Source organism: Tsukamurella pseudospumae (assembly GCF_001575205.1).
Lineage (GTDB): Bacteria > Actinomycetota > Actinomycetes > Mycobacteriales > Mycobacteriaceae > Tsukamurella > Tsukamurella pseudospumae.
Window position 1 is genome coordinate 448844 of record NZ_LSRE01000050.1, and the last position, 24487, is coordinate 473330.

Annotated in this window: 26 protein-coding genes and 1 tRNA gene; 11 read left to right on the plus strand and 16 right to left on the minus strand. The window is 71.3% G+C overall.

Annotation, left to right across the window (positions count from 1 at the left end):
• The first annotated feature begins 2 nt into the window (after positions 1 to 2).
• On the plus strand, positions 3 to 254 hold the full coding sequence (locus tag AXK61_RS23110) for a hypothetical protein (RefSeq protein ID WP_068574724.1): 252 nt from the start codon (positions 3 to 5) through the stop codon (positions 252 to 254).
• The gene (locus AXK61_RS23115) at positions 251 to 682 is read left to right on the plus strand and encodes a PIN domain-containing protein (RefSeq protein ID WP_068574722.1); all 432 of its coding nucleotides are present in this window, start codon (positions 251 to 253) and stop codon (positions 680 to 682) included. The genes AXK61_RS23110 and AXK61_RS23115 overlap by 4 nt, the downstream gene beginning before the upstream one ends.
• Before the next feature lies 1 nt (position 683).
• Here the strand turns inward: AXK61_RS23115 and AXK61_RS23120 are convergent, their stop codons facing one another.
• Complete coding sequence (locus AXK61_RS23120; RefSeq protein WP_068574720.1) at positions 684 to 2129, minus strand: sulfatase family protein; 1446 nt, start codon at positions 2127 to 2129, stop codon at positions 684 to 686.
• Positions 2130 to 2259: 130 nt separating this feature from the next.
• Complete coding sequence (locus tag AXK61_RS23125) at positions 2260 to 3723, minus strand: NAD-dependent succinate-semialdehyde dehydrogenase (protein WP_068574718.1); 1464 nt, start codon at positions 3721 to 3723, stop codon at positions 2260 to 2262.
• 113 nt (positions 3724 to 3836) lie between these two features.
• Between AXK61_RS23125 and pgi the strand changes: the two genes are divergently transcribed.
• On the plus strand, positions 3837 to 5495 hold the full coding sequence (gene pgi, locus AXK61_RS23130) for a glucose-6-phosphate isomerase (protein WP_068747101.1): 1659 nt from the start codon (positions 3837 to 3839) through the stop codon (positions 5493 to 5495).
• A gap of 18 nt (positions 5496 to 5513) precedes the next feature.
• Here pgi and AXK61_RS23135 read toward each other — a convergent pair whose 3' ends face one another.
• From AXK61_RS23135 to yczE, 3 genes are all read right to left on the minus strand, one after another.
• Entirely contained in the window at positions 5514 to 5744 is a 231-nt protein-coding gene (locus AXK61_RS23135) for a hypothetical protein (RefSeq protein ID WP_068574714.1), read from the minus strand.
• 136 nt (positions 5745 to 5880) lie between these two features.
• Positions 5881 to 6618, minus strand: a complete 738-nt coding sequence (locus AXK61_RS23140) for an SDR family oxidoreductase (RefSeq protein ID WP_068574712.1) — start codon at positions 6616 to 6618, stop codon at positions 5881 to 5883.
• Positions 6537 to 7253: a membrane protein YczE gene (gene yczE, locus AXK61_RS23145; protein ID WP_197466901.1), complete on the minus strand. Its 717-nt coding sequence runs from the start codon at positions 7251 to 7253 to the stop codon at positions 6537 to 6539. The genes AXK61_RS23140 and yczE overlap by 82 nt, the downstream gene beginning before the upstream one ends.
• Positions 7254 to 7314: 61 nt before the next feature.
• Between yczE and yczR the strand changes: the two genes are divergently transcribed.
• On the plus strand, positions 7315 to 8760 hold the full coding sequence (yczR, locus tag AXK61_RS23150; RefSeq protein WP_068574708.1) for a MocR-like transcription factor YczR: 1446 nt from the start codon (positions 7315 to 7317) through the stop codon (positions 8758 to 8760).
• A gap of 1 nt (position 8761) precedes the next feature.
• On the opposite strand, the gene AXK61_RS23155 is transcribed toward yczR, so the two are convergent.
• On the minus strand, positions 8762 to 9562 hold the full coding sequence (locus tag AXK61_RS23155) for a hypothetical protein (protein ID WP_068747103.1): 801 nt from the start codon (positions 9560 to 9562) through the stop codon (positions 8762 to 8764).
• A gap of 29 nt (positions 9563 to 9591) precedes the next feature.
• Between AXK61_RS23155 and AXK61_RS23160 the strand changes: the two genes are divergently transcribed.
• Together AXK61_RS23160 and AXK61_RS23165 are read left to right on the plus strand one after the other, a co-directional pair.
• Entirely contained in the window at positions 9592 to 10161 is a 570-nt protein-coding gene (locus AXK61_RS23160) for a hypothetical protein (protein WP_156485799.1), read from the plus strand.
• Between the two features lie 60 nt (positions 10162 to 10221).
• Positions 10222 to 10842: a DoxX family protein gene (locus AXK61_RS23165; RefSeq protein WP_068574702.1), complete on the plus strand. Its 621-nt coding sequence runs from the start codon at positions 10222 to 10224 to the stop codon at positions 10840 to 10842.
• Positions 10843 to 11246: 404 nt separating this feature from the next.
• Here the strand turns inward: AXK61_RS23165 and efeB are convergent, their stop codons facing one another.
• The 3 genes from efeB to AXK61_RS23180 form a co-directional block, all read right to left on the minus strand.
• Entirely contained in the window at positions 11247 to 12515 is a 1269-nt protein-coding gene (efeB, locus tag AXK61_RS23170; protein ID WP_068574700.1) for an iron uptake transporter deferrochelatase/peroxidase subunit, read from the minus strand.
• Positions 12505 to 14544 (minus strand): iron uptake transporter permease EfeU, encoded by a 2040-nt coding sequence (efeU, locus tag AXK61_RS23175; protein WP_068747105.1) that lies wholly within the window; start codon positions 14542 to 14544, stop codon positions 12505 to 12507. The genes efeB and efeU overlap by 11 nt, the downstream gene beginning before the upstream one ends.
• A 65-nt stretch (positions 14545 to 14609) precedes the next feature.
• Positions 14610 to 15485: a DNA-formamidopyrimidine glycosylase family protein gene (locus tag AXK61_RS23180; RefSeq protein WP_068574695.1), complete on the minus strand. Its 876-nt coding sequence runs from the start codon at positions 15483 to 15485 to the stop codon at positions 14610 to 14612.
• A 22-nt stretch (positions 15486 to 15507) separates the two neighbouring features.
• Between AXK61_RS23180 and AXK61_RS23185 the strand changes: the two genes are divergently transcribed.
• Positions 15508 to 16260, plus strand: a complete 753-nt coding sequence (locus tag AXK61_RS23185) for a 3'(2'),5'-bisphosphate nucleotidase CysQ (RefSeq protein ID WP_068574693.1) — start codon at positions 15508 to 15510, stop codon at positions 16258 to 16260.
• Positions 16261 to 16338: 78 nt separating this feature from the next.
• Here the strand turns inward: AXK61_RS23185 and AXK61_RS23190 are convergent, their stop codons facing one another.
• Complete coding sequence (locus tag AXK61_RS23190) at positions 16339 to 16770, minus strand: DUF6463 family protein (protein ID WP_068747106.1); 432 nt, start codon at positions 16768 to 16770, stop codon at positions 16339 to 16341.
• 93 nt (positions 16771 to 16863) lie between these two features.
• Between AXK61_RS23190 and AXK61_RS23195 the strand changes: the two genes are divergently transcribed.
• A complete protein-coding gene (locus AXK61_RS23195) occupies positions 16864 to 17415 on the plus strand; it encodes a TetR/AcrR family transcriptional regulator (protein ID WP_068574691.1) in 552 nt (183 codons plus the stop codon).
• Here AXK61_RS23195 and cobF read toward each other — a convergent pair whose 3' ends face one another.
• Positions 17416 to 18174 (minus strand): precorrin-6A synthase (deacetylating), encoded by a 759-nt coding sequence (cobF, locus tag AXK61_RS23200; RefSeq protein ID WP_068574689.1) that lies wholly within the window; start codon positions 18172 to 18174, stop codon positions 17416 to 17418.
• Entirely contained in the window at positions 18171 to 18794 is a 624-nt protein-coding gene (locus AXK61_RS23205; protein ID WP_068574687.1) for a TetR/AcrR family transcriptional regulator, read from the minus strand. The genes cobF and AXK61_RS23205 overlap by 4 nt, the downstream gene beginning before the upstream one ends.
• Before the next feature lie 144 nt (positions 18795 to 18938).
• Here AXK61_RS23205 and AXK61_RS25235 point away from each other — a divergent pair, with 144 nt between their 5' ends.
• Positions 18939 to 19931: a hypothetical protein gene (locus AXK61_RS25235; RefSeq protein ID WP_068747107.1), complete on the plus strand. Its 993-nt coding sequence runs from the start codon at positions 18939 to 18941 to the stop codon at positions 19929 to 19931.
• A gap of 31 nt (positions 19932 to 19962) precedes the next feature.
• On the opposite strand, the gene AXK61_RS23215 is transcribed toward AXK61_RS25235, so the two are convergent.
• Complete coding sequence (locus tag AXK61_RS23215; RefSeq protein ID WP_068574682.1) at positions 19963 to 20562, minus strand: pyridoxamine 5'-phosphate oxidase family protein; 600 nt, start codon at positions 20560 to 20562, stop codon at positions 19963 to 19965.
• Positions 20563 to 20599: 37 nt separating this feature from the next.
• Between AXK61_RS23215 and rnhA the strand changes: the two genes are divergently transcribed.
• Complete coding sequence (rnhA, locus tag AXK61_RS23220; RefSeq protein ID WP_068574680.1) at positions 20600 to 21043, plus strand: ribonuclease HI; 444 nt, start codon at positions 20600 to 20602, stop codon at positions 21041 to 21043.
• Positions 21044 to 21049: 6 nt separating this feature from the next.
• Here rnhA and AXK61_RS23225 read toward each other — a convergent pair whose 3' ends face one another.
• Positions 21050 to 21544, minus strand: coding sequence for a DUF2510 domain-containing protein (locus tag AXK61_RS23225; RefSeq protein ID WP_068747108.1), 495 nt, complete (start codon positions 21542 to 21544; stop codon positions 21050 to 21052).
• 18 nt (positions 21545 to 21562) lie between these two features.
• Positions 21563 to 22705 (minus strand): metallophosphoesterase, encoded by a 1143-nt coding sequence (locus AXK61_RS23230; protein ID WP_068574676.1) that lies wholly within the window; start codon positions 22703 to 22705, stop codon positions 21563 to 21565.
• A gap of 82 nt (positions 22706 to 22787) precedes the next feature.
• On the opposite strand from AXK61_RS23230, the gene AXK61_RS23235 reads away from it, so the two are divergent.
• Positions 22788 to 22864 (plus strand) — tRNA-Arg (locus tag AXK61_RS23235).
• Positions 22865 to 22873: 9 nt separating this feature from the next.
• Here AXK61_RS23235 and AXK61_RS23240 read toward each other — a convergent pair.
• A complete protein-coding gene (locus tag AXK61_RS23240) occupies positions 22874 to 24460 on the minus strand; it encodes a VWA domain-containing protein (RefSeq protein WP_082778197.1) in 1587 nt (528 codons plus the stop codon).
• Between the last annotated feature and the right edge of the window lie 27 nt (positions 24461 to 24487).

Consider the following 24487-nt stretch of genomic DNA (forward strand, 5'->3'; position numbering starts at 1 on the left):
CGATGGAGATTCACCTGCCCGAGTTCCAGGAGGCTCCGCTCAAGATGACGTCACTCCGCGCCCCTGAGGGGCTGTTCGACAGGGCCCGCGAGGAGCTGGGCTACGCATCCAATCAGGACATGGTCGTGAGCCTCGTCGAGCTCGCGCTGATGCAGACGCTGCAGCGCAAGATGCTCTACGGCCTCGCCAACGACGACGACTCGCCGTACGTCGCCCTCCTGGATCCGGAATTCCGCAAGGAGGCACGCCGATGACGGCGACACTCGAAGGCGCATTGCTGACGCCGTGCCTGCTCGACAACTCCGTTATCGCACGGATCCCTACCGGCGAAGTTCCGGTCGAGTCGGTCGTGCGCTTCACGCAGCGCGGCCACTTCCTCGCCGCGTGCACACCACAGGTGCTCGAGGCCCTGTTCTCCGCGCGGTCACCGCGGGAGTGGGACAAGGAGTACCACGCACGATGGTCGTTGCTGGAGGTTCTTCACCCGAATGATCGGACTCACCCCCTCGCACTGGATCTGCAGCGCAGGCTGTGGATTTCAGGCAAGGTTCGGGCTGCTGGACCCGTTGACACGATGATCGCCGCGATCGCCATCCAGCACGGCGCGATCGTGGTGCATCGCGACAGCGACTACGAGCGGATCGCGGAGGTCGCGCCGGAGTTCCGGCAGGTGCGGGTGTAGGTCAGGCGTTCGCGGCGCCGGCACGGACCCGCTCGGCCGACTCGCGAGCGGCCGACTCGCGCGGGACCAGTTCGCGGCGCTCGCCCTGCGGGCGACGCGAGGGCAGCGGCGTCTCGTCGGCGTCGGGCTCGGCCCGGCCGGCGAAGAAGGCAGCCATGAAGGCCTCGGCGATCGCGGTGCCCTCGGCCTCGGAGGGCAGCACGTCGCCGGTCTCCTCGCGCCAATTCGCGAGGACGCCGGCGAGACGGCGCGCCACCCACTGGTACGCGGGCTCGTCGACCACGTTGCGCCGCTCGTACGGGTCCACGACCAGGTCGTACAGCTCCCGACGGGGCCGCGGCGCGGCGGTCTCGTACGGGTCCAGCGAGGCGGCGGAGGAACTGTCCGCGATGTCGAGCGGCAGCAGCAGCGCGGGCCGCTCGGCGTAGTTCTCGATGTAGCTGAATTGCTTGGTGCGCACGGCGCGGATCGGGTCGTAGGCGTCGTGATAGGTCTTCTGCGTGAACAGCCCGGCGCGCACCTGCTCGCCCGTCGGCTCCAGGAGCTCGGCCGCGTGGGTCTCACCGTCGACGTCCTCCGGTAGGGGCAGGCCCAGCAGGTCGAGCACCGTCGGGGTCAGGTCGACGCCCGAGAACAGGTCGTCGTAGACGCGCGGCGCGAGACCGAGGGCGCGGGGCGGGCGCGCGATGAACGCGACGCCGGTGCCCTCGCCGTACAGCGTGGACTTCGCGCGCGGGAAGGCGAGGCCGTGGTCCGTGATGAAGAGGATCCAGGTGCTCTCGGCCAGCCCCAACTCGTCGACGGTGCCGAGCAGTCGCCCGACCGCGGCGTCGGCCTGCGTGATGCTGCCGTGCAGCCCGGCGAGGTCCTCGCGCACCTGCGCGGTGTCGGGCAGGAAGCCGGGCACGCCGATCGCGTTCGGGTCGGCCGGCGCGTACTGGTCGGCGGGGTACGGGCGGTGCGTCTCGAAGAAGCCCGCGGTGAGGAAGAAGGGCTCGTCGCGCGTGGCGGCGTCGGCCAGCCACTCCTGCGACTGCGTGACCACGTAGTCGCACAGGGAGTCCGAGACGTCGGCGGTGTCGAAGCCGAGCCGGGTCGGGTCCGCACTCTCGTGCTGCATGCCGAACAGGGCACTGCGGTAGCCCGCCTCGCCGAGCAGCGCCGGCAGGGTGCGCACGTGGTCGCGGTACTCGAAGCCGTGGTGCGCCAGCCCGACGAGGCCGTTGCGGTGCGGGTGCAGGCCCGTGAACAGCGAGCCGCGCGCGGGCGAGCAGAGCGGTGCCGTCGCGTGCGCGTCGGTGAACCGGATGCCCTCGGCCGCGAGCCGGTCCAGGTTCGGGCTGACCACGCCCTCGGCGCCGTAGCAGGTGAGGTGGCGACCCAGGTCGTGCCAGTGCACCAGGATCACGTTCTCCCGGGTGCCGGTGCCCGCCCGCTTCTCCGCCATCCCTCGACGTTGCCACAACTCACCGTGCCGCGGCGAGGTTTGCGATCACCCCGAACTCAATTGAACAACGTTCTGGAGAGGGCAACCGCAGGTCAGATCCTCCAGAACGTCGTTCAATTGCGATGGGCGGTCACTGCAGCGCGATGTACCGCGTCTCCAGGTACTCCTCGATGCCCTCGCTGCCGCCCTCGCGGCCGAAGCCCGAGGCCTTCACGCCGCCGAACGGGCCGGCCGGGTCGGAGATGACGCCGCGGTTCACGCCGACCATCCCGCTCTCGAGACGGTCCGAGACCCGGAGCGCGCGGTCCAGGTCGCGGGTGAAGACGTAGGAGACCAGGCCGTACTCGGTGGCGTTCGCGGCGGTCACGGCCTCGTCCTCGTCGGAGAACGGGACGATCGGCGCGACCGGTCCGAACACCTCCTCGGAGAGGATCCGCGCGTCGGCCGGGACGTCGGCCAGCACCGTCGGCGGGAAGAAGTGACCCGGCCCCTCGGGCGCGACGCCGCCGAGCCGCAGCGTCGCCCCCTTCGCGACCGCGTCCTGCACCAGCTCGGAGACGATGTCCTGCTGGTCCGCGGAGATGAGCGGGCCGATGGTGACGCCGTCCTGCACACCGGGGCCGAGGACGTACTTCTCCATCGCGGCGACCAGCTTGTCGGTGAACTCCCCGATCACCGACTCGTGCACGTGGAACCGGTTGGCCGCGGTGCACGCCTCTCCGCCGTTGCGCAGCTTCGCGAGCAATGCCTGCGCGACCGCGTGGTCGATGTCGGCATCGTCGAAGACCACGAAGGGCGCGTTGCCACCGAGCTCCATGGACGTGCGCAGCACGCCCGGCGCGGACTGCTCGATGAGCTTGCGGCCCACCTCGGTGGACCCGGTGAAGGTGAGCTTGCGCAGGCGCGGGTCGGCGAACAGCGGCCCCGTCAGCGCCGAGGACTTCGACGTGGGCAGCACGGAGACCACACCGTCGGGCACGCCCGCCTCCTTCAGTACCTCCGCGAGCAGCAACATCGTGAGCGGGGTGAGGCCGGCCGGCTTGACCAGCATCGTGGCGCCCGCGGCGAGCGCGGGGCCGAGCTTGCGCGTGCCCATCGCGAGGGGGAAGTTCCACGGGGTGATCGCCAGGCACGGCCCGACGGGGGCCTTGCTCACCAGGATCCGCCCGGTGCCGGCGGGCGCGGGGGTGTAGCGGCCGGCGATCCGCACGGCCTCCTCGGAGAACCAGCGGAAGAACTCCGCGCCGTAGCGGACCTCGTTGGCCGACTCCGGCAGGGCCTTGCCCATCTCGAGGGTCATCAGCAGCGCGAAGTCGTCCGTGCGGGCGACGAGGCCCTCGTACGCGGCGCGCAGGATCTCGGCACGCTCGCGCGCGGGTGTGGCGGCCCACGCCGGCCCGGCGGCGACGGCGGCGTCCAGCGCGGCCGCACCGTCCTCCGCGGTGGCGTCGGCGACCTCGATCAGCACCTCCTCCGTGGCGGGATCGTGCACGGGAAAGGTTGCACCCGAACTCGAATCGCGGAACGCACCGTTCACGAAGATCCCCGTGGGGACGCGGTCGAGGAGGTCACGGATGCGCTGCTCGGTTGCCATGCCAGCCACACTAGTCCCGGCGGGCGGGTCGTGCGCCCGGGTCCGCGCCGCCTCCCACGGGGTCCGCCCGGAACCGCGCGCGGAACCCCTCACCGGACATTAGGCTGGCGCCCATGAGCGACAGCGACATCACCGCGTCCCCCGCTTGGAGCAGCCTCGCCGAGCACTATTCCGAGCTGTCCGGCGTCCACCTGCGCGAGCTGTTCGCCGACGATCCGGAGCGCGGCTCCGAGTTCGTCTTCCGGGTGGGAGATCTGTACATCGACTACTCCAAGCACCGCGTCACCCGCGAGACGCTGGACCTACTGGCCGCGCTCGCGGAGGCCGCGGGGGTCACCGCCCGGCGCGACGCGATGTTCGCCGGCGAGCACATCAACTCGACCGAGGACCGCGCCGTGCTGCACACGGCCCTGCGCGCACCGTCGAGCCTGGACCTGCAGGTCGACGGGCAGGACGTGACCCGCGACGTGCACGACGTGCTCGACCGGATGGGCGATTTCAGCGACGCCGTCCGCTCCCGCACGTGGCGCGGCGCCACGGGCGAGCCGATCACCGACGTGGTCAACATCGGCATCGGCGGCAGCGATCTCGGGCCGGCGATGGTCTACGGCGCGCTGCGGGCGTACGTGCAGCGCGGCATCACCTGCCACTTCGTCTCGAACGTCGACCCCGCGGACGTCTCCGGCACACTGGCCGCGCTGAACCCGGCGACCACGCTGTTCGTCATCGCGTCGAAGACCTTCTCCACGCAGGAGACGCTGACCAACGCGCACGCCGCCAAGCGCTGGCTGCTCGACGGGCTGGGCACGGGCGAGGAGGCGGTGGCCAAGCACTTCGTCGCCGTGTCGACGAACGCCGAGCGCGTCGCGGCCTTCGGCATCGACACCGCGAACATGTTCGGATTCTGGGACTGGGTGGGCGGCCGCTACTCCGTGGACTCCGCGATCGGGCTGTCGGTGATGATCGCCGTCGGCCGGGAGCGGTTCGCCGAGTTCCTCGCGGGCTTCCACGCCGTGGACGAGCATTTCCGCACGGCGCCGATCGCGCAGAACGCGCCGATCATGCTGGGGCTCATCGGACTCTGGTACTCCGACTTCTTCGGCGCGCAGTCGCGGGCGGTGCTCCCCTACGCGCAGGACCTCGCGCGGTTCCCCGCCTACCTGCAGCAGCTGACAATGGAGTCGAACGGCAAGTCGGTGCGCGTCGACGGCACGCCCGTGACCGTGGACACCGGCGAGATCTTCTGGGGCGAGCCGGGAACCAACGGTCAGCACGCCTTCTTCCAGCTGCTGCATCAGGGCACGCGGCTGGTTCCGGCGGACTTCGTCGGCTTCGCCGAGTCCACCGACGACCTGCCCACCATCGACGGCGTCGGAACCATGCAGGACCTGCTCATGAGCAACCTGTTCGCGCAGACCAAGGTGTTGGCGTTCGGCAAGACCGCCGAGGAGATCGCGGCCGAGGGGACCGACCCGAAGGTGGTGCCGCACAAGGTGATGCCCGGCAACCGGCCCACCACCACGATCCTCGCGCCCAAGCTCACCCCGTCCGTCGTGGGCCAACTCATCGCCCTGTACGAGCATCAGGTGTTCACGGAGGCCGCCGTCTGGGGCATCAACGCCTTCGACCAGTGGGGCGTCGAGCTCGGGAAGGTCCAGGCCAACGCCCTGCTCCCCGTCATCGCGTCCGACGGTGCCCCCACCGCCGAGCTCGACTCGTCGACGGACGCCGAGGTGCGCTGGTACCGGGAGGCGCGGGGCCGCGCCGTCTAGACCGCTGGCCGGAAAGACCTACGAGGCCTTCGGGATCTGCCAGGTGCCGGCGTCGGTGCAGGTGAGAACGATGCCGCTGTACCGGTCGAGGGCGAGTTTGCCCAGCGACTGGGCGGCACAGGACTCGCCGACCGCGCCGGTCGCGTAGTCGTAGTCGTCGGAGGGGCCCGCGTTCGCCGGTGCCGCCGCGAGGATCAGTGCGGCTCCGGCCACCGTGGAGATCATGGCGGTCTTGATGAATGTGCGCATTTCGCACCACCTTTCGTCACTCCTCACGCTAGGAGCGACGATGGTGCCGCACATCCGGGCCGGCCCCTGGGTTCTGCGGCCACCGGCTCAGGGCTGAGCCCCTACCTCGAACGGGTGAGACGGCGGAGAAGTCGAATCAGATGAGGCGGCGGGTCAGCTCGTCCGGGGCGTGGCGCAGCACCGCGCCGAGCGGCGTCCAGGGCCACGACGGCACGGCGGCCTCCTTGGGCTCCCGGTCGATGGCCTTGACCAGCGCCTTGACGCCGTCGTCGAGTGAGGACTTCATCGAGGTCTTCACGCCCTTGTTGATGTCCGTCTCGATGAAGCCCGGCTTGATCACGGTGACCGTGATGTCACTGCCCGCGAACTCCGCCTGCAGCCCCTCACCGATCGCGGTGAGACCGGCCTTGCTCGCCGAGTACGCGGTCTGGGCCTTGGGCATGCCGCGCTGGCCGGCGATGGAGCTGATGAGCACGAGGTGGCCGCGGCCCTGCGCGCGGAAGACCTCCAGCACGGCTTCGATCTGCGCGAGCGCGCCGGTCAGATTGGTCTGGATCGTCTCCAGGTTGGCGTGCGCCTTGCCCGTGCCGAGCGGCGCACCCTTGCCGACACCGGCGTTGACGATCGCGCGATCCAGGCCGCCGAGGCGCTCGACGGCGGCGCCGATGGCGACGGGGACGGCGTCGAAATCCGTGACGTCGAGCCGCCCGATCTCGACGGTGCCCGCCTTCGGGCACGCGGTGAGCTCGGCGCGCAGCGCCTCGAGCCGGTCGAGGCGCCGCGCGAGGAGCGCTACGTCCTCGCCGCGCTCCGCATACGTCCGAGCCATGCCTTCGCCGAGGCCGGAGCTGGCTCCGGTGATGAGGATCCGCATTCCCCCACAGTAGCGACCGCATCGTGGCCCCCGCCGTGCCCGTCACCGCCCTGCGCCAACGCCGGCCCGCCGAGGCCGGTGCGCGCGAACAGCTGGATCAGCGGGCCGACACCCACCGCGTAGAGCAGCGTCCCGACACCGAGGGTCCCGCCGAGCAGGAAGCCCACGATCACGACGAGCACCTCCATCGACGTGCGCACCACCCGCACCGAGCCGCCGGTCCGGGCCACGAGCCCCGTCATCAGGCCGTCCCGCGGGCCGGGCCCCATCCCGGCCCCGATGTAGAGCACGGTCGCGAAGGCGTTGAGCACGATGCCGCCGAGCATCATCGGGATCGCCACGACCAGCGCGGGGTCCTCCGGGAACAGCGGCGCCATGGTGTCGAAGGCGACGCCGATCACGATCACGTTCGCGACGGTGCCGAAGCCCGGCTTCTGCCGGATCGGGATCCACAGGAGCAGCACCAGCGCGCCCACGATGATCGAGACGACACCCACCGAGAGGTGCATCTTCTCCGCGAGCCCCTGGTGCAGCACGTCCCACGGCATGTTGCCGAGCCCGGCGCGCAGGATCGCGACCATGGCCGTGCCGTACAGCCACAGGCCCACGAACAGCTTGATCAGTCGAATCATCATGACACTCACAATGCCGCGAAGTGGCATGGCAATCCATAGCCAGTTCTGAGATACTGGCCTCATGTTCCCCTCAACTGGCACCGTCGGCGCGGCCGCTCTCGCCCGCCAGCTCGGCTCCTGGAGGCCCGACGGTCCGCGTCCGGCCTACCTCGCCCTCGCCGAGGCCCTGCGCCTGCTCGTGCTGGACGGTCGGGTCCCCGTCGGGACCGCGCTCCCGAGCGAGCGCGCCCTGGCGGCCCACCTCGAGGTCAGCCGGACGACGGTGACCGCGGCCTACGCCGAGCTCCGTGACAGCGGGCACCTGCAGTCCCGGCAGGGCGCGCGGAGCGTGCTCACGCTGCCCCACTCCGTACCCGCCGAGCCCGCCGACACCGGGCCGGAGGCCGACCTGATCCGGCTGAACATCGCGGCACCGTCGGCACCCGACCAGATCGTGCACGACGGCTACCGGCACGCCCTCGAATGCGCCCCGCCCTACCTCGCGGGCATCGGACTGTACCCGGGAGGCGTTCGGGCGCTGAAGGAATCGATCGCGCGACGCTACTGCGACCGCGGCCTGCCGACGACCGAGGACCAGGTGCTCGTCACCTCCGGCGCGCAGCACGCGCTGCGGGTGGTGTTGGACACGCTGGTGCACCCCGGCGACCGCGTACTCATCGAGCAGCCCACCCACCACGGCTCCATCCTCGCGATCCGACGGCACAACGCGCGTCCCGTCGCCGTGGGGCTGCACCCGGACCACGGCTGGGATCTCGATCAGGTGGAAGCCGTGGTGAAGCAACAGAATCCGCGGATCATCTTCACCATTCCCGACTTCCACAATCCGACGGGGCTGCTCCTCGACGAGACCGGACGGCGGCGGCTCGGGGAGATCTCCGCGCGCTACCGCGTGCCCGTCGTCGTCGACGAGACGATGGCCGAGCTCGCGCTCGACGCGCCCGCTCCCCCGCCCGTGGCGGCGTTCGCACCGCGCGGCGCCCGCATCATCACGATCGGCTCCGCGAGCAAGACCATCTGGGCGGGCCTGCGCGTGGGCTGGATCCGCACGGAGAACTCGCCCGACGCACTGACCGCCGCCCGGCACGACATGGACCTCGCCGGCGCCGTCTTCGAGCAGCTCGCCGCCGGCTACGCCCTCGACCACCTCGCCGACTTCCTCCCCGGGCGGCTCGACGCCCTGCGCGCCGGCCGCGCGGTCGCCCTCGAGGTCGTCGCCGAGCACCTTCCGGGGGCGACCGCCTCGCCCGGCGTCGGCGGCCTGTGCCTGTGGGTGACGCTGCCGCGACCGGTCGGCACCGCGACGGCGGCCGCCGCTGCGGGACTCGGGGTGCGTATCGCCGCCGGCTCCGCCTTCGGGGTCGACGGTGCCCTCGAGCGCAACATCCGGATCCCCTACTCGCTGCCGCCCGATCAGCTCCGGCGGGCGATCGAACTGGTGGGGGCGGCGTACCGTCGGGCCACCGGCGGCGCGTCCGTGCCGGACCTGGAGGGACAGCTCGTGGTGTGAGCTACGCGCCGCAGGCGGAGACGCGAGCGCGGGAGCCACAGAAGGTGATGCCGCCACTGAAGATGACGTCGGTGTTCGCATCCAGCCGCACCCGCTCGGTGCCGCGCAGGAGGTCACCGGCTGCGGAGGGCCGGACGCGGGTGATGCGCCGGACCGCGTTCGAGAAACCCGAGCCGGTCTCGACGTCCTCGAGCACGAAGTCATAGTAGACGCCGTTCTCGCACTGGGCGCCCGCGCTGTCGCAGACCACCTTGTAGTACCCGGTGCCCGTGCCGTCCGCGCGAATCGTCAGGCCGCGCCAATGCCCGCCGTAGAAGCCCGCCAAGGGCGAGAGGCCCACGCGCGTGTAGTGGTACGTCGTGCCGCGCAGCGGTATCGACCACACCATCGAGTTCCAGTCGATCGCCGCGACGACCATCCGTGTCCGCGGATCGCCGCGTTGCTGAATCGCCGTGGGCGAATAGTCGCCCGCCCGATCCATAGCGACCACCTCCCACGTCCCCGCGCCCGCGACGGCGCCCGACGCGCTGACCACCTCGGTCCTTCCGTCGACGAGGTACCTCTCGAGCACCTCATTCGGCGCCTCCACTCGCCGCCACGTGCCGACCAGGAGGTCACGGACACGCTCGACCTCGGCGGCACGGGCTCGCGGGTCCGCGGAGCTCGAGGCCGATGACGACGCAGGCGACGACGCGGACGTCGTCGTTCCCGGCGAGGTCGCCGGCGAGCACGCGATGACGAGCAGTCCCGTCCCTGCGGCGGCGGCCACCGCGCGACACCCCCTCCGCATGTTCGCGATCATGTATCTAGTATATGTCCATACCGTATCGCTTGCCCATCCTTGCAGGCAAGAAGAAGGAGCGGCCCGCGCCACAAGTATCGTCAAATCTTAATAGGTACATTGCTTTCATGGATACCGGACTTCCTGCGCCGCCTCACCGTCGACGCTCGGCCACCTGGATCATCTACATGGGCGTGATCACGCATTTCACGTTCGCGTGCGCGATCACCTGGATGTGGTGCGGCAGCACCTCCAACAGCGCCATCACCACCGTGGTCCTCATCGGCACGTTCGCGACCGCGTCTGCAGGATGTGTCTCTCTGGCGATCGGCACGGGGTGCCGCCGTGGCGGTAGGCCGATCTTCTACGCGAAGAATCAGGACCGCACCTGGGTCCCCTACGTCTCACTCCTCACGCCAGGTCGCGTCGCCGCAGGGCCTCTGTTCGGCGCGGTCCTGCTGACACCACTGATCGCGTTGTTGTTCTCGCGGCACGGTGGGCCGACACAGCTCGAGATCGTCGCGTTCGTCGTGTACTCAATCGTGGCGAATGGGGCGATGTGGCTGAGCTACCGGTCTGTTCGCGACTACCACCGGGGAGTCGCGCTCGAAACGCGGTGACGTGTGACACATTTCGCGCCTCCCGGAATCCCTGGGACCGCGGTCCGGTTGAACCATGGCATGGGACAGAACAACACCGCACGTGACCTGGGACTCCTCGCCCTCCGCACCGCCGTCGGCGGGGCGCTCGCCTACCACGGCGCGCAGAAGCTGTTCGGCGTGTTCGGCGGCCACGGGCTGGACGCCACCGGCCAGGGCTTCGAGTCGATGGGCTTCGCGCCCGGCAAGCCGAACGCGGCCATCGCCGGTGCAGGCGAGCTGGCCGGCGCTGCGCTGGCCCTCGGAGCCGCCACGCCGCTGGCCGCCGCCGGTGGCGTCGGCGCGATGATCGTCGCCGCCGAGGTGCACCGTCCGCAGGGCTTCGCTGCGCAGGGCGGCGGCAACGAGTACCCGATCACCCTCGGTGTCGCAGCCGCCGCGCTGGCCCTCACCGGCCCGGGCAAGTACTCCGTCGACCACCTGCTGGGCGACCGCCTGAACAAGCCGTGGCTGGCCGCGCTCGCGCTCGGCGGCGCCGCCGCCGGTGCCGGCGTCACGATCGCGCGCCGCAACGCCGCGCTGGCGCAGGCCGCGGCCGTGTCCCAGGAGATCGAGGACGAGGCCGCCGAGGGCGACTTCCTGCTCGGCGATTACGACCCGGAGACGGGCGAGAACGACGGTGCGGACAAGCTGATCAAGTAGTCCCCACCGCCGCGGCACTCACCGGCCGCGAAGAAGCGGATGCCGCCGGACCCCTCACCCAGGGGCCGGCGGCATCGTCGTCTGCGGAGTGACTGCGCTTCAGGATGTCGAGTTCTGCGGCAGTGAGCCGCGCGCTGAAGCACTGATACTGCCGCAGTACTCGAAATCGTGAGAGCCCCTGGCGGGGTGTGGAGCGCCGGGCGCGGGGTGCGGAGCGCGGGGTGCGGGACGCCCTCCGCACCCCGAACTCCCAGCAACGCATGACTTCCGGCCTGCCGGACGAGGGACGAGTGGTGGCGACGCCGTCGAGCGCATCGGAGGGCCCGAGGCGCTAGCCGAGCGGACCGAGGTCTAAGCGAGCGGCGTCGCCACCACTCGGCCCGGCCTGCCAGGCACCGTCGGAACTACCGGAAGAGCCCGGCCCCCAGGAAGTCGTCGCCACCGCGCACACCGGGCACGGCGAAGAAGTAGCCGCCGCCGAAGGGGGTCACGTAGTCGGTGAGCGGCTCGTCGATGAGGCGCTTCTGGACCGTCTCGAACTGCGCGTCGATGTCCTGTTGGAAGCAGATGAAGACGTGGCCGCACGCCATGTTGCCGTTCATGTCCAGGCCCAGGTCGTAGTTGTACGACCGGCGCACCAGGCGCTGCTTCTCCGTCTCCTCACCCTCGCGCGGGTTCGCCAGGCGGATGTGGGAATCGGTCGGAATGACGTTCCCGTCCGGGTCCTTCGAGTAGTCGGGGTCGTCGGTCTCCTGAGCACCGTCGAGCGGCGCTCCGGTGTCGCGACGACGTCCGAACATCCCCTCCTGCTCGGCGATCGAGACGCGGTCCCAGAACTCGACCATCATCCGGATCAGCCGCACCACCATGTAGGTGCCGCCCACGGTCCATGACGGCTCGCCGGCCTCGTTCTTCGGGGCGACCCAGATCAGCTCTTCCGCCTGGTTCCCCACCGGATTGGCCGTTCCGTCCTTGAAGCCCAGCAGGTTCCGCGACGATCCCTCCGGCCGCGGCGGGGCGCCGTAGCCCTGCATCTTCCACCGCAGCTGCATCGCGCCGCGGGTGTGCTTGGCGATGTCGCGCAGCGCGTGGTGCACGGTGTCGGGGTTGTTGGCGCACAGCTGCAGCACCAGGTCGCCGTGCATCTGCGCGGCGTCCGGCTGGTCGTTCGGGAACACCGTCATCGGCTTGAGCTTGCGCGGCTTACGCACGCTCAGCCCGAACCGGTCGTCGAACAGCGAGTCGCCCACGCCGAGCGTGATCGTCAGCCCGTCGGCCGGGACCACGGGGCCCAGAACCGCGCTGTCCGACGGCGGCTTCCCCACACCGAGATCGGCGGGCGCGCCGCCCGCGGTGAGGAACCGCGCGCGATCGGTGATCGTGCGCAGCAACTGCTCGAGACCCGCTCGGTCCGCGGCGATCACGTCGAACGCCGCGACCATGAGCGATGCCTGCTTCGCCGACGGCGGCGGCGTCAGCACACCGGACTGGTGTCCCCCCTCGAAGGGGAAGGACTCGGAGGGCGTCGGCGCTCCGTTCTCCCGGGACCGGGCGGCGTCGCTCCGAGCACCCCCGGCGAGGACGCCGCCGATCGCCGCCACACCGACAGCGCCGACCGCCGTGCCCTGCAGGAACTTCCGGCGACCCGTGCCGGTGGTGTTCTCATCCGTCATGCTTGGGGACCTCCAGGAGGTTGGGCACGGCGGACAGGGTTTCGAGGGCCGCGCCGACGGTGCCGTTGATCTTCTGCCGCTGCGCGAGCGTGGGCGCATCGAGCGGCGGGTAGGTGCCGTCGGGCCGCTTCACGGCGTCGAGGGCCTTGACGATGTCGTCGAGCTGGCGGCGCGCTGTCGGCAGCAGGTCCGGGTCGCGGGGCGTGAGCAGCGGCTCCACGATCTGCAGAACCTTGCGGGTGGCGTCCACGTCCGCGGCGGTCGCGGCGTAGCCCGCATGCGCCCCCTGATCGCTGACGCCCGTCAGATGGTCGCGCAGCGCGTCCTCGAGGATCTCGTGGCCGCGGAGCGACAGCGTCGTGGAGTCCCCGGCGATGTCGTCGGTGCGCAGGTCCTTGCGGACCTTCGCGATCCCGTCGAGGGTCTTGTCGACCTGCGTCACCAGGGCGGCCGACGGTTCGCCGGTGTACAGCCCGTACTCGATCCGCCGGATGCCGGAGAACTCCGGATCACGGACACCGTCGGCGAACCCGTCCGGCAGGCCTGCGACGGCCTTGCCCGCGTCGCCGAAGCTGTTGTACGAGGCGCCGACGCGCTCCCACGCCGTCATGGCGTCGAGCCAGGCGCGCTTCGCGCCCGCGGTGTCACCGCCGGTCAGCGCGCTCTTCACCCGGCCCAGGGCCTCCTCGACCGAGGGCAGCACCGCCAGCACGTAGTCCTGGTACTTCACGTTCACGCCGTCGAGATCGTCCTTGGTCACCCGGGAGACGGCCTTCGGGGTGTCCCCCGAGCCGCCGGTCACGGTGAACTGCGCGGAGCGCGTGGCCTTCTGGCCCGCGAGGTAGCAGACGAACTGGTAGCCGCCGTTGCCGAGCGTCGCCGACAGGTCGGCGGTGGTAGCGGGGCCGAGCGTCTCGATCTCGCCGACCACGGCGTCCCCACTGTCGACGAGGGTGATCTCGCCGGACTTGCCGGACTTGTTCGTGACGGTGATCCGCTGCAGGCCCGGGCCCGCGCCGGAGAAGCCCTTGGCGCAGTCCGCAGCAGTGACGGTGACCGAACCCGCCGCCGGGGGCTTGGCCGGCAGGAGGGCGATGATCAGGCCCGCGACGAGCAGCGGCACCAGCACCACCACGGCCGCGACGGGCAGCGTGCGACGACCCGCGAGCCGAGCGGCCCACGCCTCGAAGCGGCCCTTGTCGTGCGCACCGGCGACGGGCGCCGGCGGCTTGGTACCGAGGAACAGCCCCAGCACGATCACCACGTACGCGATCCACGCGACGACCTGCAGCACCGTCATCTTGGGCGCCAGGTTGGTGACGCCGCTGATCAGCGCCACCCACCACGAGTCCGGGCTGATGGTGCCGCTGAGGTCGAAGGCGAGCCAGGTGCGGCCCGGGAGCACGCCGCCGTTCTGCAGGTCGCCGAGGCCGTACGCGAGCACGCCCGCCGCCACCACGATGAGCAGCACCGCGGTGTAGCGGAAGAACTTGCCCAGGTCGAGCCGGACGGCCTGCCGGTAGAGCAGAACGCAGATCCCGAAGGCGACCAGCAGACCGACCGCCGCGCCGATCGCGGGCGCGACCGCATCGCCCGAGGCCCGCGCCGCGGTCCACAGGAACAGCGTGGTCTCGAGGCCCTCGCGCGCGACCGCGAAGAACGCCGTGAGCACCAACGCGCCCGCGCCGAGCGCCAGCGCCGTCTCGACATCGCCGCGCAGGCTCTTCGACAGCGACGCGGCCGTGCGGCGCATCCAGAAGATCATGATCGTCACGAGGATCACCGCGAGCACGCTCAGCGTGCCCGCGACCACCTCGCGCGCCGTGGCCGACAGCTCCGACGTCGTGAACGTCAGCACAGCGCCGAAGCTCACCGACAACGAAGCCGCGCCCAGCGCGCCCAACCACACCGGTACCCGCGAACCGCCCGATTTCTTCACAGCGGCCAGCAGGATGCTCACTATCAGTCCCGCCTCGAGGCCTTCACGCAGGCCGATGAGGAAGTTCGGGACGGCATCACCCCAGATCATCCCTAGAAGGTAAGGCACGCCTACCGCTCGTCACACAGCGATGCCTACCCTTCGGGCGATTTCGGCTATTTCAGGAGCTTCGACATCCGACGATCCGCCAGGATCTTCCCGCCCGTCTGGCAGGTCGCGCAGTACTGGAAGGAGCGGTCCGCGAACGAGACCTCACGCACCGTATCGCCGCAGACGGGGCAGGGGCCGCCGGTGCGGGCGTGCACGCTCATCCCCGAGCGCTTCTCCGCCTTGAGGGTGGCGACGTGCTGCCCGACGGATCGGGCCACGGCATCGTCGAGCTCCGAACGCATCGCGGCGTACAGGGCGTCCGCCTGCTGCGTGTCCAGCGATTTCGCCGCGGCGAAGGGCGACAGCTTCGCAGTGTGGAGGATCTCATCCGAGTACGCGTTGCCGATCCCCGCGATCGTCCGCTGGTCCCGCAGCAACGTCTTGAGCTGCGCGCGCGAACCCGCGAGGATCGCGCCGAACTCGTCGCGGGTGACGGCCAACGCGTCCGGGCCCAGGGTCGCGACCATCTCGATCTCCTGCGGATCGTGCACGATCCACACCGCGAGCCGCTTCTGCGTGCCCGCCTCCGTGAGGTCGAAGCCCTCCCCCTCGGGCCCGACGTGCACCCGCAGCGCGATCGGCGACTTGCCTCCGGGTTTGAGCGGGGTCGGCGAGAGCTTGTCGGACCAGCGCAACCACCCCGCCCGCGAGAGGTGCACCACGAGGGAGAGCCGCTCACCGTCGGGCTTCTCGCCATCGAGGATGAAGTACTTGCCGATCCGGCGAGTGCCGGTGACGGTGGCGCCGACCAGGTCGTGCGGGCCCGGCGCGTAGGTCTTGAGCACGGACAGTGCGGCCACATCGACCCGCCGGACCTGCGTGCCGACGGCCTTGGCGCCCACGTAGTCCGCGATCGCGGTGATCTCGGGAAGCTCCGGCATACTGCCACTCTAGGGTGGGGGTATGACCTTCTTCGGGCGTTCCGACCGCGGCGACCTGTCCGACATCGACCTCGCGGCCGAGATCGCCGACGGTGCCGGGCGCATCCTGCAGGCCATCCGGCACGGGTCGTTGCTGGACGACGGGGTGCTCGGGGACACGGGCGACCGGCTCGCGCAGGCCTGGATCGCGCGGGTGCTGCAGCGGTACCGGCCGCACGACGCCGTGCTCTCGGAGGAGGCGCCCGATTCGACCGAGCGGCTCTCCGCCGAGCGGGTGTGGGTGATCGACCCGCTCGACGGGACCCGCGACTACGCCGCGCACCGCCCGGACTACGCCGTGCACGTCGCGCTGACGCAGGGCGGGCAGCCGGTGCAGAGCGCCGTCTCGCTGCCCGCGATGGGACAGGTCTTCCGCTCCGACACCGTGGTCCCGCCCACCGGGTCACTGACCGGCAACCTCGCGCTGTCGCGCAGTCGTGCGACGCCCGGCATGTTCCGGGTGGCCGAATCGCTGGACCTGCATCCGGTCTCGCTCGGCTCCGCCGGGGTGAAGACGATGGCCGTCGTCACCGGACAGGTCGACGTGTATCTGCACGCCGGCGGCCAGTACGAGTGGGACTCGTGCGCGCCCGTCGGGGTCGCGCGGGCCGCGGGCCTGCACTGCTCGCGCCTCGACGGTTCCGAGCTCACCTACAACAATCCCGACCCCTACCTCCCCGACCTGGTGATCTGCCGGCCGGAGCTGGCGGAGAAGGTGCTCGCTGCGTTGAACTGAACGCCCGGCCGCCGGTCGGCGACTGGGCCGCGCGCCCCGCGCCGCGCGCCGGCAGGGAACGTCCAGACTCGATCGCGGCTATGAAATCGTGACCGCCAGTGACACATCGGACGCCGCATGTGTCCCCGCGCGCCGGTCATCCCGACGTGCGCGGCGGGTGCCCTCGAACAACAACCCCGATGCGGCCGCCATGATCGGCCACGGCGTGCGGGTCAGGACGACTGCGCACTGCGCCGTCCACGCCGCGAGCACCCCGGCGAGTAGGTACGACGGTGCCTCGCCGCGGCGGTCGAGCCGGAGGACGAGCGCGCCGAGCAGCGCCATCGGCACCCCGAAGCTGTTGAGCGAGAACCAGTACGCGCTGCTCGCAGGTTCCGGCGCGCCCAGTTCCACGTTCCGGATTCCGCCGCCGACCCACGTGCGGGCGTGAGCGCGCCCCTTGAAGCCGAGAGCGAGCACCGTGTGCGCCACCCCGAACACCACGATCAACCGACCGGCCCACCTGATCATCGAATCCTCCCGAGGTTATACGAATACGTATAACCCCAGGATGACACGTTGTACGCCACCGCACAATAGGATCGAGGGGACGAGAGGAGCGCAATGGGCGCCTTGCGCACGCCACGCGAGAAATGGGTCGAGGCCGGGCTTGCGGCGCTGGCCGCGGGCGGGGTCGACGCCGTGCGCGTCGAGACGCTCGCCACGTCGCTCGGCGTCACCAAGGGCGGCTTCTACGGATACTTCGCCGACCGCGACGCCCTCCTGTCCGCGATGCTCGACACGTGGGAGGAGGAGACCGTCGACGCGGTGATCCGGCAGTCGGCGGACGCCACCGAGAACGCGCTCGATCAGGTGCGCGTCGCCGGGCGCCTCACCTTCTCGGAACGCCTCCTGCCCATCGACCTGGCGGTCCGCGACTGGGCGAGACGCGACGACACCGTGGCCGCCCGGCTGCGCCGCGTCGACAATGCCCGGATGCAGCTGCTGCGGGAGGCGATCGGCCTGGTCTGCGACGACCCTGAGGAGATCGAGGCGCGCGCCTTCCTCGCCTTCTCCGCGGCGATCAGTAGCAGTCTGCTCGCGGCGGATCACCCGGGAATGACACGCGCGCAGGTCGCGCGGCGCGCGGGCGACCTGCTCTTCACCGAACGCTGATCAGGGGCGGCGGAGGAGGTAGACGTCCATGATCCAGCCGTGCTTCTCCCGGGCCTCGGCGCGGGTGCGGGCGATGAGCTCCCCCACTTCGCCCACGGCACCGTCGAGGAGGATCTCGTCGGGCGTGCCGAGGTAGGCGCCCCAGTACACGTGGTCGTCGGGCCGGGCGGTCTCGCGGAAGGTGCAGTCCGCGTCGAGCATGACCACGGTGTTGCGGCCGTCGTCCTCGTGCAGGCGTCGGCCGGTGGTGATGTGGATCGGCTCGCCCACCCGGTTGAGCAGGATCGCGTGCGCCGCGGTGAGCGCCTGCACGCTGGTGATGCCGGGAATCACCTTCGGCGCCAACGGGATCACCGCAGAAACCCGGTCGAGAACCCGCAGCGTCGAGTCGTACAGCGACGGGTCGCCCCACACCAGGAAGCCCGCCGAACCTCCCTCCGGGACGTGCTCGACGATCGCGGCCGCCAGCGCCGCGGCGCGCGCGTCGTGCCAGGAAGAGACGTTCGCGGCGTAGGCACCGTCGGGCTGGGACGCGCCGTGCTCGGCGGACCGATCCCGGGGCGGATCGGGCACCAGGACCACCCGGACGCCCGGAGCGTGCCGATCGACCAGCGCCTGGCGCATCGCGGTCAGTGAGGATGCGGTCGCCTTCTCGAGCACGAACAGCGCGTCGGCGGCGCGCATCGCGTCGACGGCGCCCAGCGTCACATGCGACGGATCGCCGGCGCCGATGCCGATGACCAGTGCGGTGCGGCTCAAGCGATCGGCTCGCTGTACATGTTCAGGGTCGCGGTGAGCAGGTCGATCCGGTTCTGCTTGAGCGTCTCGCTGGTCGGGTCGATGACGCAGTACGACGCGGTGCCCTCGTGCACGGCGAGCAGCGCGTAGCCCAGCGCCTCCGGCGCGGTCACCCGACGGCCGGCGGCCTCGAGGACGTGCATCACCGTCGGAATCATGTTGGCCAGCAGCATCTGCTGCGCGTCGCGGACCGTCTGATTGAGCTCGGGGGTGCGGGTGCACAGCGCCACGAAGTCGGCGTTGACCCGCTGCCAGCGCTCGTTGACGGGGATCGCGCGCACGGCCATCTCGATGAGCTTGCCGTAGTCGGCGCCCTGCACCGTGTAGGTGTCGACGACCTTCGCCATGATGTCCATGATCCACTGCACGTGGAACCGCCAGACCTCGATGAACAGCTCCTCGAGGCTGGTGAAGTTCGAGTAGAACGCGCCCCGCGTGAAGCCGGCCGCCTCGCACACCATCTTCACGGTCGTCGAGCCGTAGCCGTGCTGCGCGAACACCATGTACGCCGCCCGGATCAGCCGCCGACGGGTCTTCGCGCGCCCCTTCGGGTCGTCCGTCTGCTGCAGCGCCGCGGTCATCCGATCGCCCAGATGGGACAGATTGCGCGTGGCTGTGTCATCGGCTCAGTGTACCCGTCGGTAGCCATCGATTCAGCCGGACTTTAAGCGGTCGCCAACCGCTGCCGCCTAGCGTCGTTGACGACCCGCCCGAGGAGGCCCGCAATGCCCGATTCCACGCCCGCTCCGCAGCGAACCGGCACCCTGCCGCGCATCGCCGGGCTCGTGCTCACCGCTGCCGGCGCCGCCGGCCTCGTCGCGTCGGCGTTCCTGACCTGGTTCACCGTGACCGCGAAGCTCCCCACGATCACGCAGCTGCCCGACCTCCCGGCGGAGGTCCGCGCCGAGGTGACGGGCGTCGGCGCGGTGACGATGCCGTCGGTCGGGGGGCGGGACGTCTCCTCGGTCGTGCCGGTTCACGCCGCATGGGCGGGCTGGTCCGTGATCGGTCTCGCGGTCGCGGCGCTGCTCCTCGCCGCCGTCGCGGCGTTCGGGCCGGTTCGGCTGCGGCGCCCGCTGGCCGCCGCCGCGGGCGCGTGCGGGCTCGCCGGACTCGGCGTCGGCGCCTACGCGCTCCTCGCGCCGATCGGCTCGCAGAAGGTCACCGTCGAGGGTTTGAGCCTGACCGTCGACACCTCCGCCGCCGTCGGGCCGTACATCGTGATCGCGGCAGCCGCGGTGGTCCTGCTCGGTGCCCTCGCGCTGCTCCTCGCCCGACGGTCCGCCCCTGCCGCGGCCCCGCTGCCGCCCGTCCCGGCGCCGCCCTTCGCGCCGACCGCGGCACTGCCGCCGCAGGCGGCCCTGGCACCGTCGCACCGCCCGGTCCCGGACCCGAGCTGGGCCCGTCCCGTCGCCCCGCCGCCCCTCCCGGCACCCGCGCCGGTCCAGGCACCCGCACCCGCACCGGCACCAGCTCCGGCCGAGCAGCACAACACCGCGGTGGCGCCCGTGGCGCGGCGTCGGCCGCAGCCGGACTGGGACCGGAACTGGCCCGCCGGCGCCCCGCAACCTCAGAAGACCGGCCCGGCGGCACCGTCGGAGCAGCACACCGTCGTGGTCAAGCGGCCGCCGCGCCCCGTGAAGGTCTCGCCGAAGCCCGAGACCGAGGCCATTCCCCGCCGCGATCCGCGGTTCGACGGCCCGACCCAGCCGCTCTGACCCCAGGGGCACCGGGACGCGGAACGCCCCGTCAGCCCTCGAGCTCGGCGACGCGGGCGCGCAACCGATCGATCTCGGCCTGGAGCTCGGCCTCCCGCTCAGCGGCGACCTTCTGGTACGCGGCGCCGAGCTGCTTGAGGTAGTCCCGGTCGAAGCGGGGGATGATGCTGCGCTGACAGTTCCAGTCGTAGGCCTCGACGGCGATCTCGATGGCGCGGGCCTCGTCGGTCTCGATGATCGTGCCGCGGCCGAAGACCTTGAGCCGGATCCTGCGCGGGTAGTCGACGAAGAACATGGCGAGGCGGTCGTCGGCGTCGAGGTTGCCGAGAGTGACGAACTGCCGGTTGCCCGTGAGGTCGGTGAACCGCAGCCGCCCGGTGGCCGGGTCGTGCCGCACGAACCCCGCCGGCCCGCTGCGGTACTGCAGGTAGGGCCAGCCCGTGGGGGTGACGGTGGCGAGGCAGAACTGATCGGCGCGGGAGATCACCAGCAGCTCACGGTCGGTGAGCTCCTGCGGACCGTCGTCCGGCCGCTCCAGCGCGCCGGCGTACCCGGGCGGGCCGCCGCCCCGCCGTTGGCGGTCCACCGCGCCCGGACCGAAGGCGATGTGGTGGTAGTGGTTGTTCGGCACGGCTTCACGGTAGCGCGCCCCGCTAGGATGGCTCCCCGTGGCGGAAGAGATCGTTATCTACACGGACGGCGCGTGCCTGGGCAATCCCGGACCGGGCGGCTGGGGCGCGGTGCTGCGGTTCGGCGACCATCAGAAGGAGCTGTACGGCGCCGAGAAGGACACGACGAACAACCGCATGGAGCTCATGGGCGCGATCTCGGCGCTCGAGGCGATCACCAAGCCCTTCCCGGTGATCCTTTACACCGACAGCTCGTACGTGAAGAACGGCATCACGAAGTGGGTCGCCGGCTGGAAGCGCAACGGCTGGAAGACGGCCAACAAGCAGCCGGTGAAGAACGTCGAGCTGTGGCAGCGCCTCGAGGAGGCCGCCGCGCGCTACGAGATCGACTGGCGCTGGGTGAAGGGGCACGCGGGCAACGAGGGCAACGAGCTCGCCGACCAGCTGGCGTCGCGGGGCGCGCAGGAGGCGCGGGACTCCTAGGCGGGACTACTCGCTGCGCTCCGACCCTCGGGTTCTGCGGGCCGACGATGCCCTCCGCGCACCTCTGGTGCCGGAGAACCCGACGTTCTGAAGCAGCCCCTGCGTGCGGACGGTCCTGGGCCGTGCCGCCAGCCGGGGCGGGGCGTCCGACCTGCGCGCGACGACCGGGACCGCGCCGGGCTCCGCGAACCGGCGGGTCCACTTCTCACCGTTCCACCAGCGCATCCTGGCGCGGTCCTCGGGATCCGGGTACCAACCGGCGGGCGCGACGGGCGGCGGGAGATCCGCCTTCTTCGGCAACCGCAGCCCGGTGGCGACGGCGCGCCCCGCGGTGGCGGCCCGCTGCGCGGTGGAGAACCGCTGGGGTGTCGAGGCCCGCTGCGGCACCGGATCGGCGGTACGGCCCGCCTTCGCACGCCCCTTCGCGCCGCGCGCCGGGGCCACGCTCACCCGCACCGGACCGACCTCGGTACTCGCGTGCACCTGCATCCGACCGGCCATGTGCCGATCATGCGCTGCTCACGCCGCGCGCAGTTCCAGAATCGCGATCTCGGGCGGCGACGCGACGCGCACCGGCGGCCCCCACGCACCGGCGCCGCGGCTGGTGTAGACGGGCATCCCGTCGACCTTCTCGAGCCCGGCCACCGCGGGCTGCTGCAGCTTCACGATGTACCGGAAGGGCCACAACTGGCCGCCGTGCGTGTGCCCGGCGACCTGCAGGTCCGCCCCGCGCTTCGCGAACTCGCGCCCCTGCAGCGGCTCGTGGGCGACGGCCAGCGCGAAACCCGCGGGGTCGACGCCGGCGAAGGCCGCGTCGTAGTCCACCGCCAGCGGCGGAGTGCCCTTGCGGTCGTTGACGCCGACGACGGTGATCGCGGCCCCGCCGCGCTCGAGCCGCACCGACTCGTTGACCAATGGCCGCACGCCCACGTCGCGCCAGCGCTGCACCCAGTTGACGGCGTCGCCGGCGTAGTACTCGTGGTTGCCGGTCACCGCGAACACCCCGAGCGGGGCGCGCAGCCCGCGCAGCGGGGCCAGATCCTCACCGATCTGCGCGACCGTGCCGTCGATCATGTCGCCGCCGAGGATCACGAGGTCCGGCGCCTCGGCGTTGGTCCGGTCGACGACGCCCTGCACGAACGTCCGATTCCGGACCGGGCCGGCGTGGATGTCGGTGATCAGCGCGACCTTGAGCGGTCCGAACGCCGCGGGCATCGACGCCAGCGACACCGCGGTGTGCGTGACCCGCGGGGTCGCCGCCTCGACCAGACCGTAGAGCGTGGCAACGACGGCGCCCACCACCCCGACGAGGGCCACGACGCGACGCAGCGGCGCACCGTCGAACCCGGGACGGAAGCGGCGGACCAGGCGGGCGAGCACCCACAGCACACCCAGCACGAGGAGGGTGAGCAGCAGGTAGAAGACCGTGGCGAGCCAGGTCAGGCCGGCAGCGCTGATCCAGCGCACGCCGTCGGGGGCGATGCGGCCCGCGCCCGCGAGCAAGCCGACCGCGGCGGCCACGGTGAGCAGCGCCGCGGCGACGGCGGCGACGGTGCCCGCGGTGCGGGCGGGACGGCTGGACCAGCGTCGCACGACGCGCCACTGGACCAGTGCCAGCGACGCCAGAGTGACGATCAGAACCACGATGACGCCGGTGGGCACGCGCGTCTCCCCCTCGTGCTGGTGCAAACTCGGACATCCGAATGTACCCGGCAGGCCGCGCGTGGCTAGAATCGTGCCGCACGCCCTCGTAGCTCAGTCGGATAGAGCGGATCTCTCCTAAAGATCAGGCCGCAGGTTCGATTCCTGTCGGGGGCACCAGCATCGCGCCTACTTGGCGCGCTTGGCGATCGCGGTCACGAAATCGGTGAGCATCTGATCCTCGCTGTCCGCGGACTGGGCCGTGCCGCCCGTGGCGTCGGCGATCTTCTTCAACGCGGACAGATCGGCGTCCTTGCTGATGCCGACGGTGTGGATGTTCACCGGGCGCGCCGGGTCCACCAGCTTGCGCAGCTCCGCGACGAGCTGGTCCAGCGTGGTGCCGCCGTTCTTCTCATTGCCGCCGTCGGTGAGCAGGATCAGCGAGTTGGAGTAGGCGGGGTCGAAGTCCTTCACGGCCTGCCGGTAGGCGGCGAGCGTGGTGTCGTAGAGGCCGGTACCGCCACCGACCTTGCCGGGCAGCGCCTTCACCCCGTCGAGCAGGGCCTGCCGCTGCGTGACGGCGCCGCGCTTGTCCGCCAGCGGCGCGGTCGGCACGACCTCGTTCCAGTCCTTGCCGCCGTTCGCCGCAAGGGAGAAGGACCACAGGCCGACGGCGTTCGCGTCGGGGATCTGCGTGACCACCTTGGTGAAGCCGGAGACCAGCATGCCGATGCGCGTGGTCGCGCCGGACTTCTCGTCCATCGAACCGGACGTGTCCACCACGACCAGAGTCTTGAGGGGCACCTCGAGGGTGCTGAAGGCCTGCAGGGCGTGCGCCAGCAGCTGGGGGTTCGGGTCCGCGAGCTTCGTCACCGGGCCCACGCCGCCCGACGGTGCCGCCGCCAGGTCCGTGCCGCGCAGGCCCTCCCGCGCGAGGTCGGCGCGACCGTCCGCCGAGGTGAAGGCCGCCGCGAGGCGCTGCCCGGCGTCCTTCGCCACGTTCGACCGATCCCCGGTCGCGGTGACGGCGAGCAGGATCTCGTCGCGCGGCGCGCCGGTCTTCGGCACCACCGCGGCGACATCACCCTTGGTCTTCTTCGCCGCCAGGTACGCGTACTCGGGGACGACCACGACGCCGCCCTCGGCGGCCGCGGCCTGCACGGGCTCGCCGCTGACCCGCTTCGCGGCCTGGGCGTACTGCGCGAGCGCCACGTCCAGCCCCTTGGAGTCGCCGCCCGGCGAGCCGGCCTCGGACACACCGGCCACCACCGGCGCGTCCGCGTACGGCGAGTTCGCCGGGACCGCGCGAATGGTGGCCTGCGACATCGCCGCGAGCCAGCTCGCGGGCTGCGGGATCGACGCCCCGGCGAGCACGAGGGGCGAGCCCGCGACCGCGGTGGTCGGCAGTTCACGGCCGAGCTGCGCCGCCACCGCGTCGGACCGCGCACGCGACGGGGCCACCCACAGGTCGGGCGTCTGACCGCCGCCCGTGAGGCGGCCGGCGGCGTCACCGTCCGGCGCCTCGGACACGGCGAAGGTCGTGCACCGGTCCGAGACGCGGGCGGCTTGGGCGCGCACCGCGGGGGCGAGCGCGGGGTCGGCCAGCACCGTGTAGGTGTTCGTGCCACTGCACCGCTCGAACCGGCCGCCCACGATGGCGACGAGTCCGGCGATCAGGATCGCGACGAGGCCCACGCCGAGCAGGACCCGACCGAGGTTTCGCCGCGTACGCGGGGGCTCCGCGGCCGGGTCACCCGGCGCGTAATGACGACCCATGAGTGCAGTGACGCTCTTTCTTGAGAG

Coding starts and splice junctions, on each gene's coding strand:
- AXK61_RS23110 (WP_068574724.1), top strand. CDS start 3: ATGGAGATTCACCTGCCCGAGTTCCAGGAGGCTCCGCTCAAGATGACG.
- AXK61_RS23165 (WP_068574702.1), top strand. CDS start 10,222: ATGGGACAGAACAACACCGCACGTGACCTGGGACTCCTCGCCCTCCGC.
- AXK61_RS23115 (WP_068574722.1), top strand. CDS start 251: ATGACGGCGACACTCGAAGGCGCATTGCTGACGCCGTGCCTGCTCGAC.
- AXK61_RS23225 (WP_068747108.1), bottom strand. CDS start 21,544: ATGGCCGGTCGGATGCAGGTGCACGCGAGTACCGAGGTCGGTCCGGTG.
- AXK61_RS23180 (WP_068574695.1), bottom strand. CDS start 15,485: ATGCCGGAGCTTCCCGAGATCACCGCGATCGCGGACTACGTGGGCGCC.
- efeU (WP_068747105.1), bottom strand. CDS start 14,544: ATGATCTGGGGTGATGCCGTCCCGAACTTCCTCATCGGCCTGCGTGAA.
- yczR (WP_068574708.1), top strand. CDS start 7,315: ATGTTCCCCTCAACTGGCACCGTCGGCGCGGCCGCTCTCGCCCGCCAG.
- pgi (WP_068747101.1), top strand. CDS start 3,837: ATGAGCGACAGCGACATCACCGCGTCCCCCGCTTGGAGCAGCCTCGCC.
- AXK61_RS23125 (WP_068574718.1), bottom strand. CDS start 3,723: ATGGCAACCGAGCAGCGCATCCGTGACCTCCTCGACCGCGTCCCCACG.
- AXK61_RS23240 (WP_082778197.1), bottom strand. CDS start 24,460: ATGGGTCGTCATTACGCGCCGGGTGACCCGGCCGCGGAGCCCCCGCGT.
- AXK61_RS23120 (WP_068574720.1), bottom strand. CDS start 2,129: ATGGCGGAGAAGCGGGCGGGCACCGGCACCCGGGAGAACGTGATCCTG.
- AXK61_RS23185 (WP_068574693.1), top strand. CDS start 15,508: ATGACCTTCTTCGGGCGTTCCGACCGCGGCGACCTGTCCGACATCGAC.
- AXK61_RS23195 (WP_068574691.1), top strand. CDS start 16,864: ATGGGCGCCTTGCGCACGCCACGCGAGAAATGGGTCGAGGCCGGGCTT.
- yczE (WP_197466901.1), bottom strand. CDS start 7,253: ATGATGATTCGACTGATCAAGCTGTTCGTGGGCCTGTGGCTGTACGGC.
- AXK61_RS25235 (WP_068747107.1), top strand. CDS start 18,939: ATGCCCGATTCCACGCCCGCTCCGCAGCGAACCGGCACCCTGCCGCGC.
- efeB (WP_068574700.1), bottom strand. CDS start 12,515: ATGACGGATGAGAACACCACCGGCACGGGTCGCCGGAAGTTCCTGCAG.
- AXK61_RS23155 (WP_068747103.1), bottom strand. CDS start 9,562: ATGATCGCGAACATGCGGAGGGGGTGTCGCGCGGTGGCCGCCGCCGCA.
- AXK61_RS23190 (WP_068747106.1), bottom strand. CDS start 16,770: ATGATCAGGTGGGCCGGTCGGTTGATCGTGGTGTTCGGGGTGGCGCAC.
- AXK61_RS23135 (WP_068574714.1), bottom strand. CDS start 5,744: ATGCGCACATTCATCAAGACCGCCATGATCTCCACGGTGGCCGGAGCC.
- AXK61_RS23205 (WP_068574687.1), bottom strand. CDS start 18,794: ATGACCGCGGCGCTGCAGCAGACGGACGACCCGAAGGGGCGCGCGAAG.
- AXK61_RS23140 (WP_068574712.1), bottom strand. CDS start 6,618: ATGCGGATCCTCATCACCGGAGCCAGCTCCGGCCTCGGCGAAGGCATG.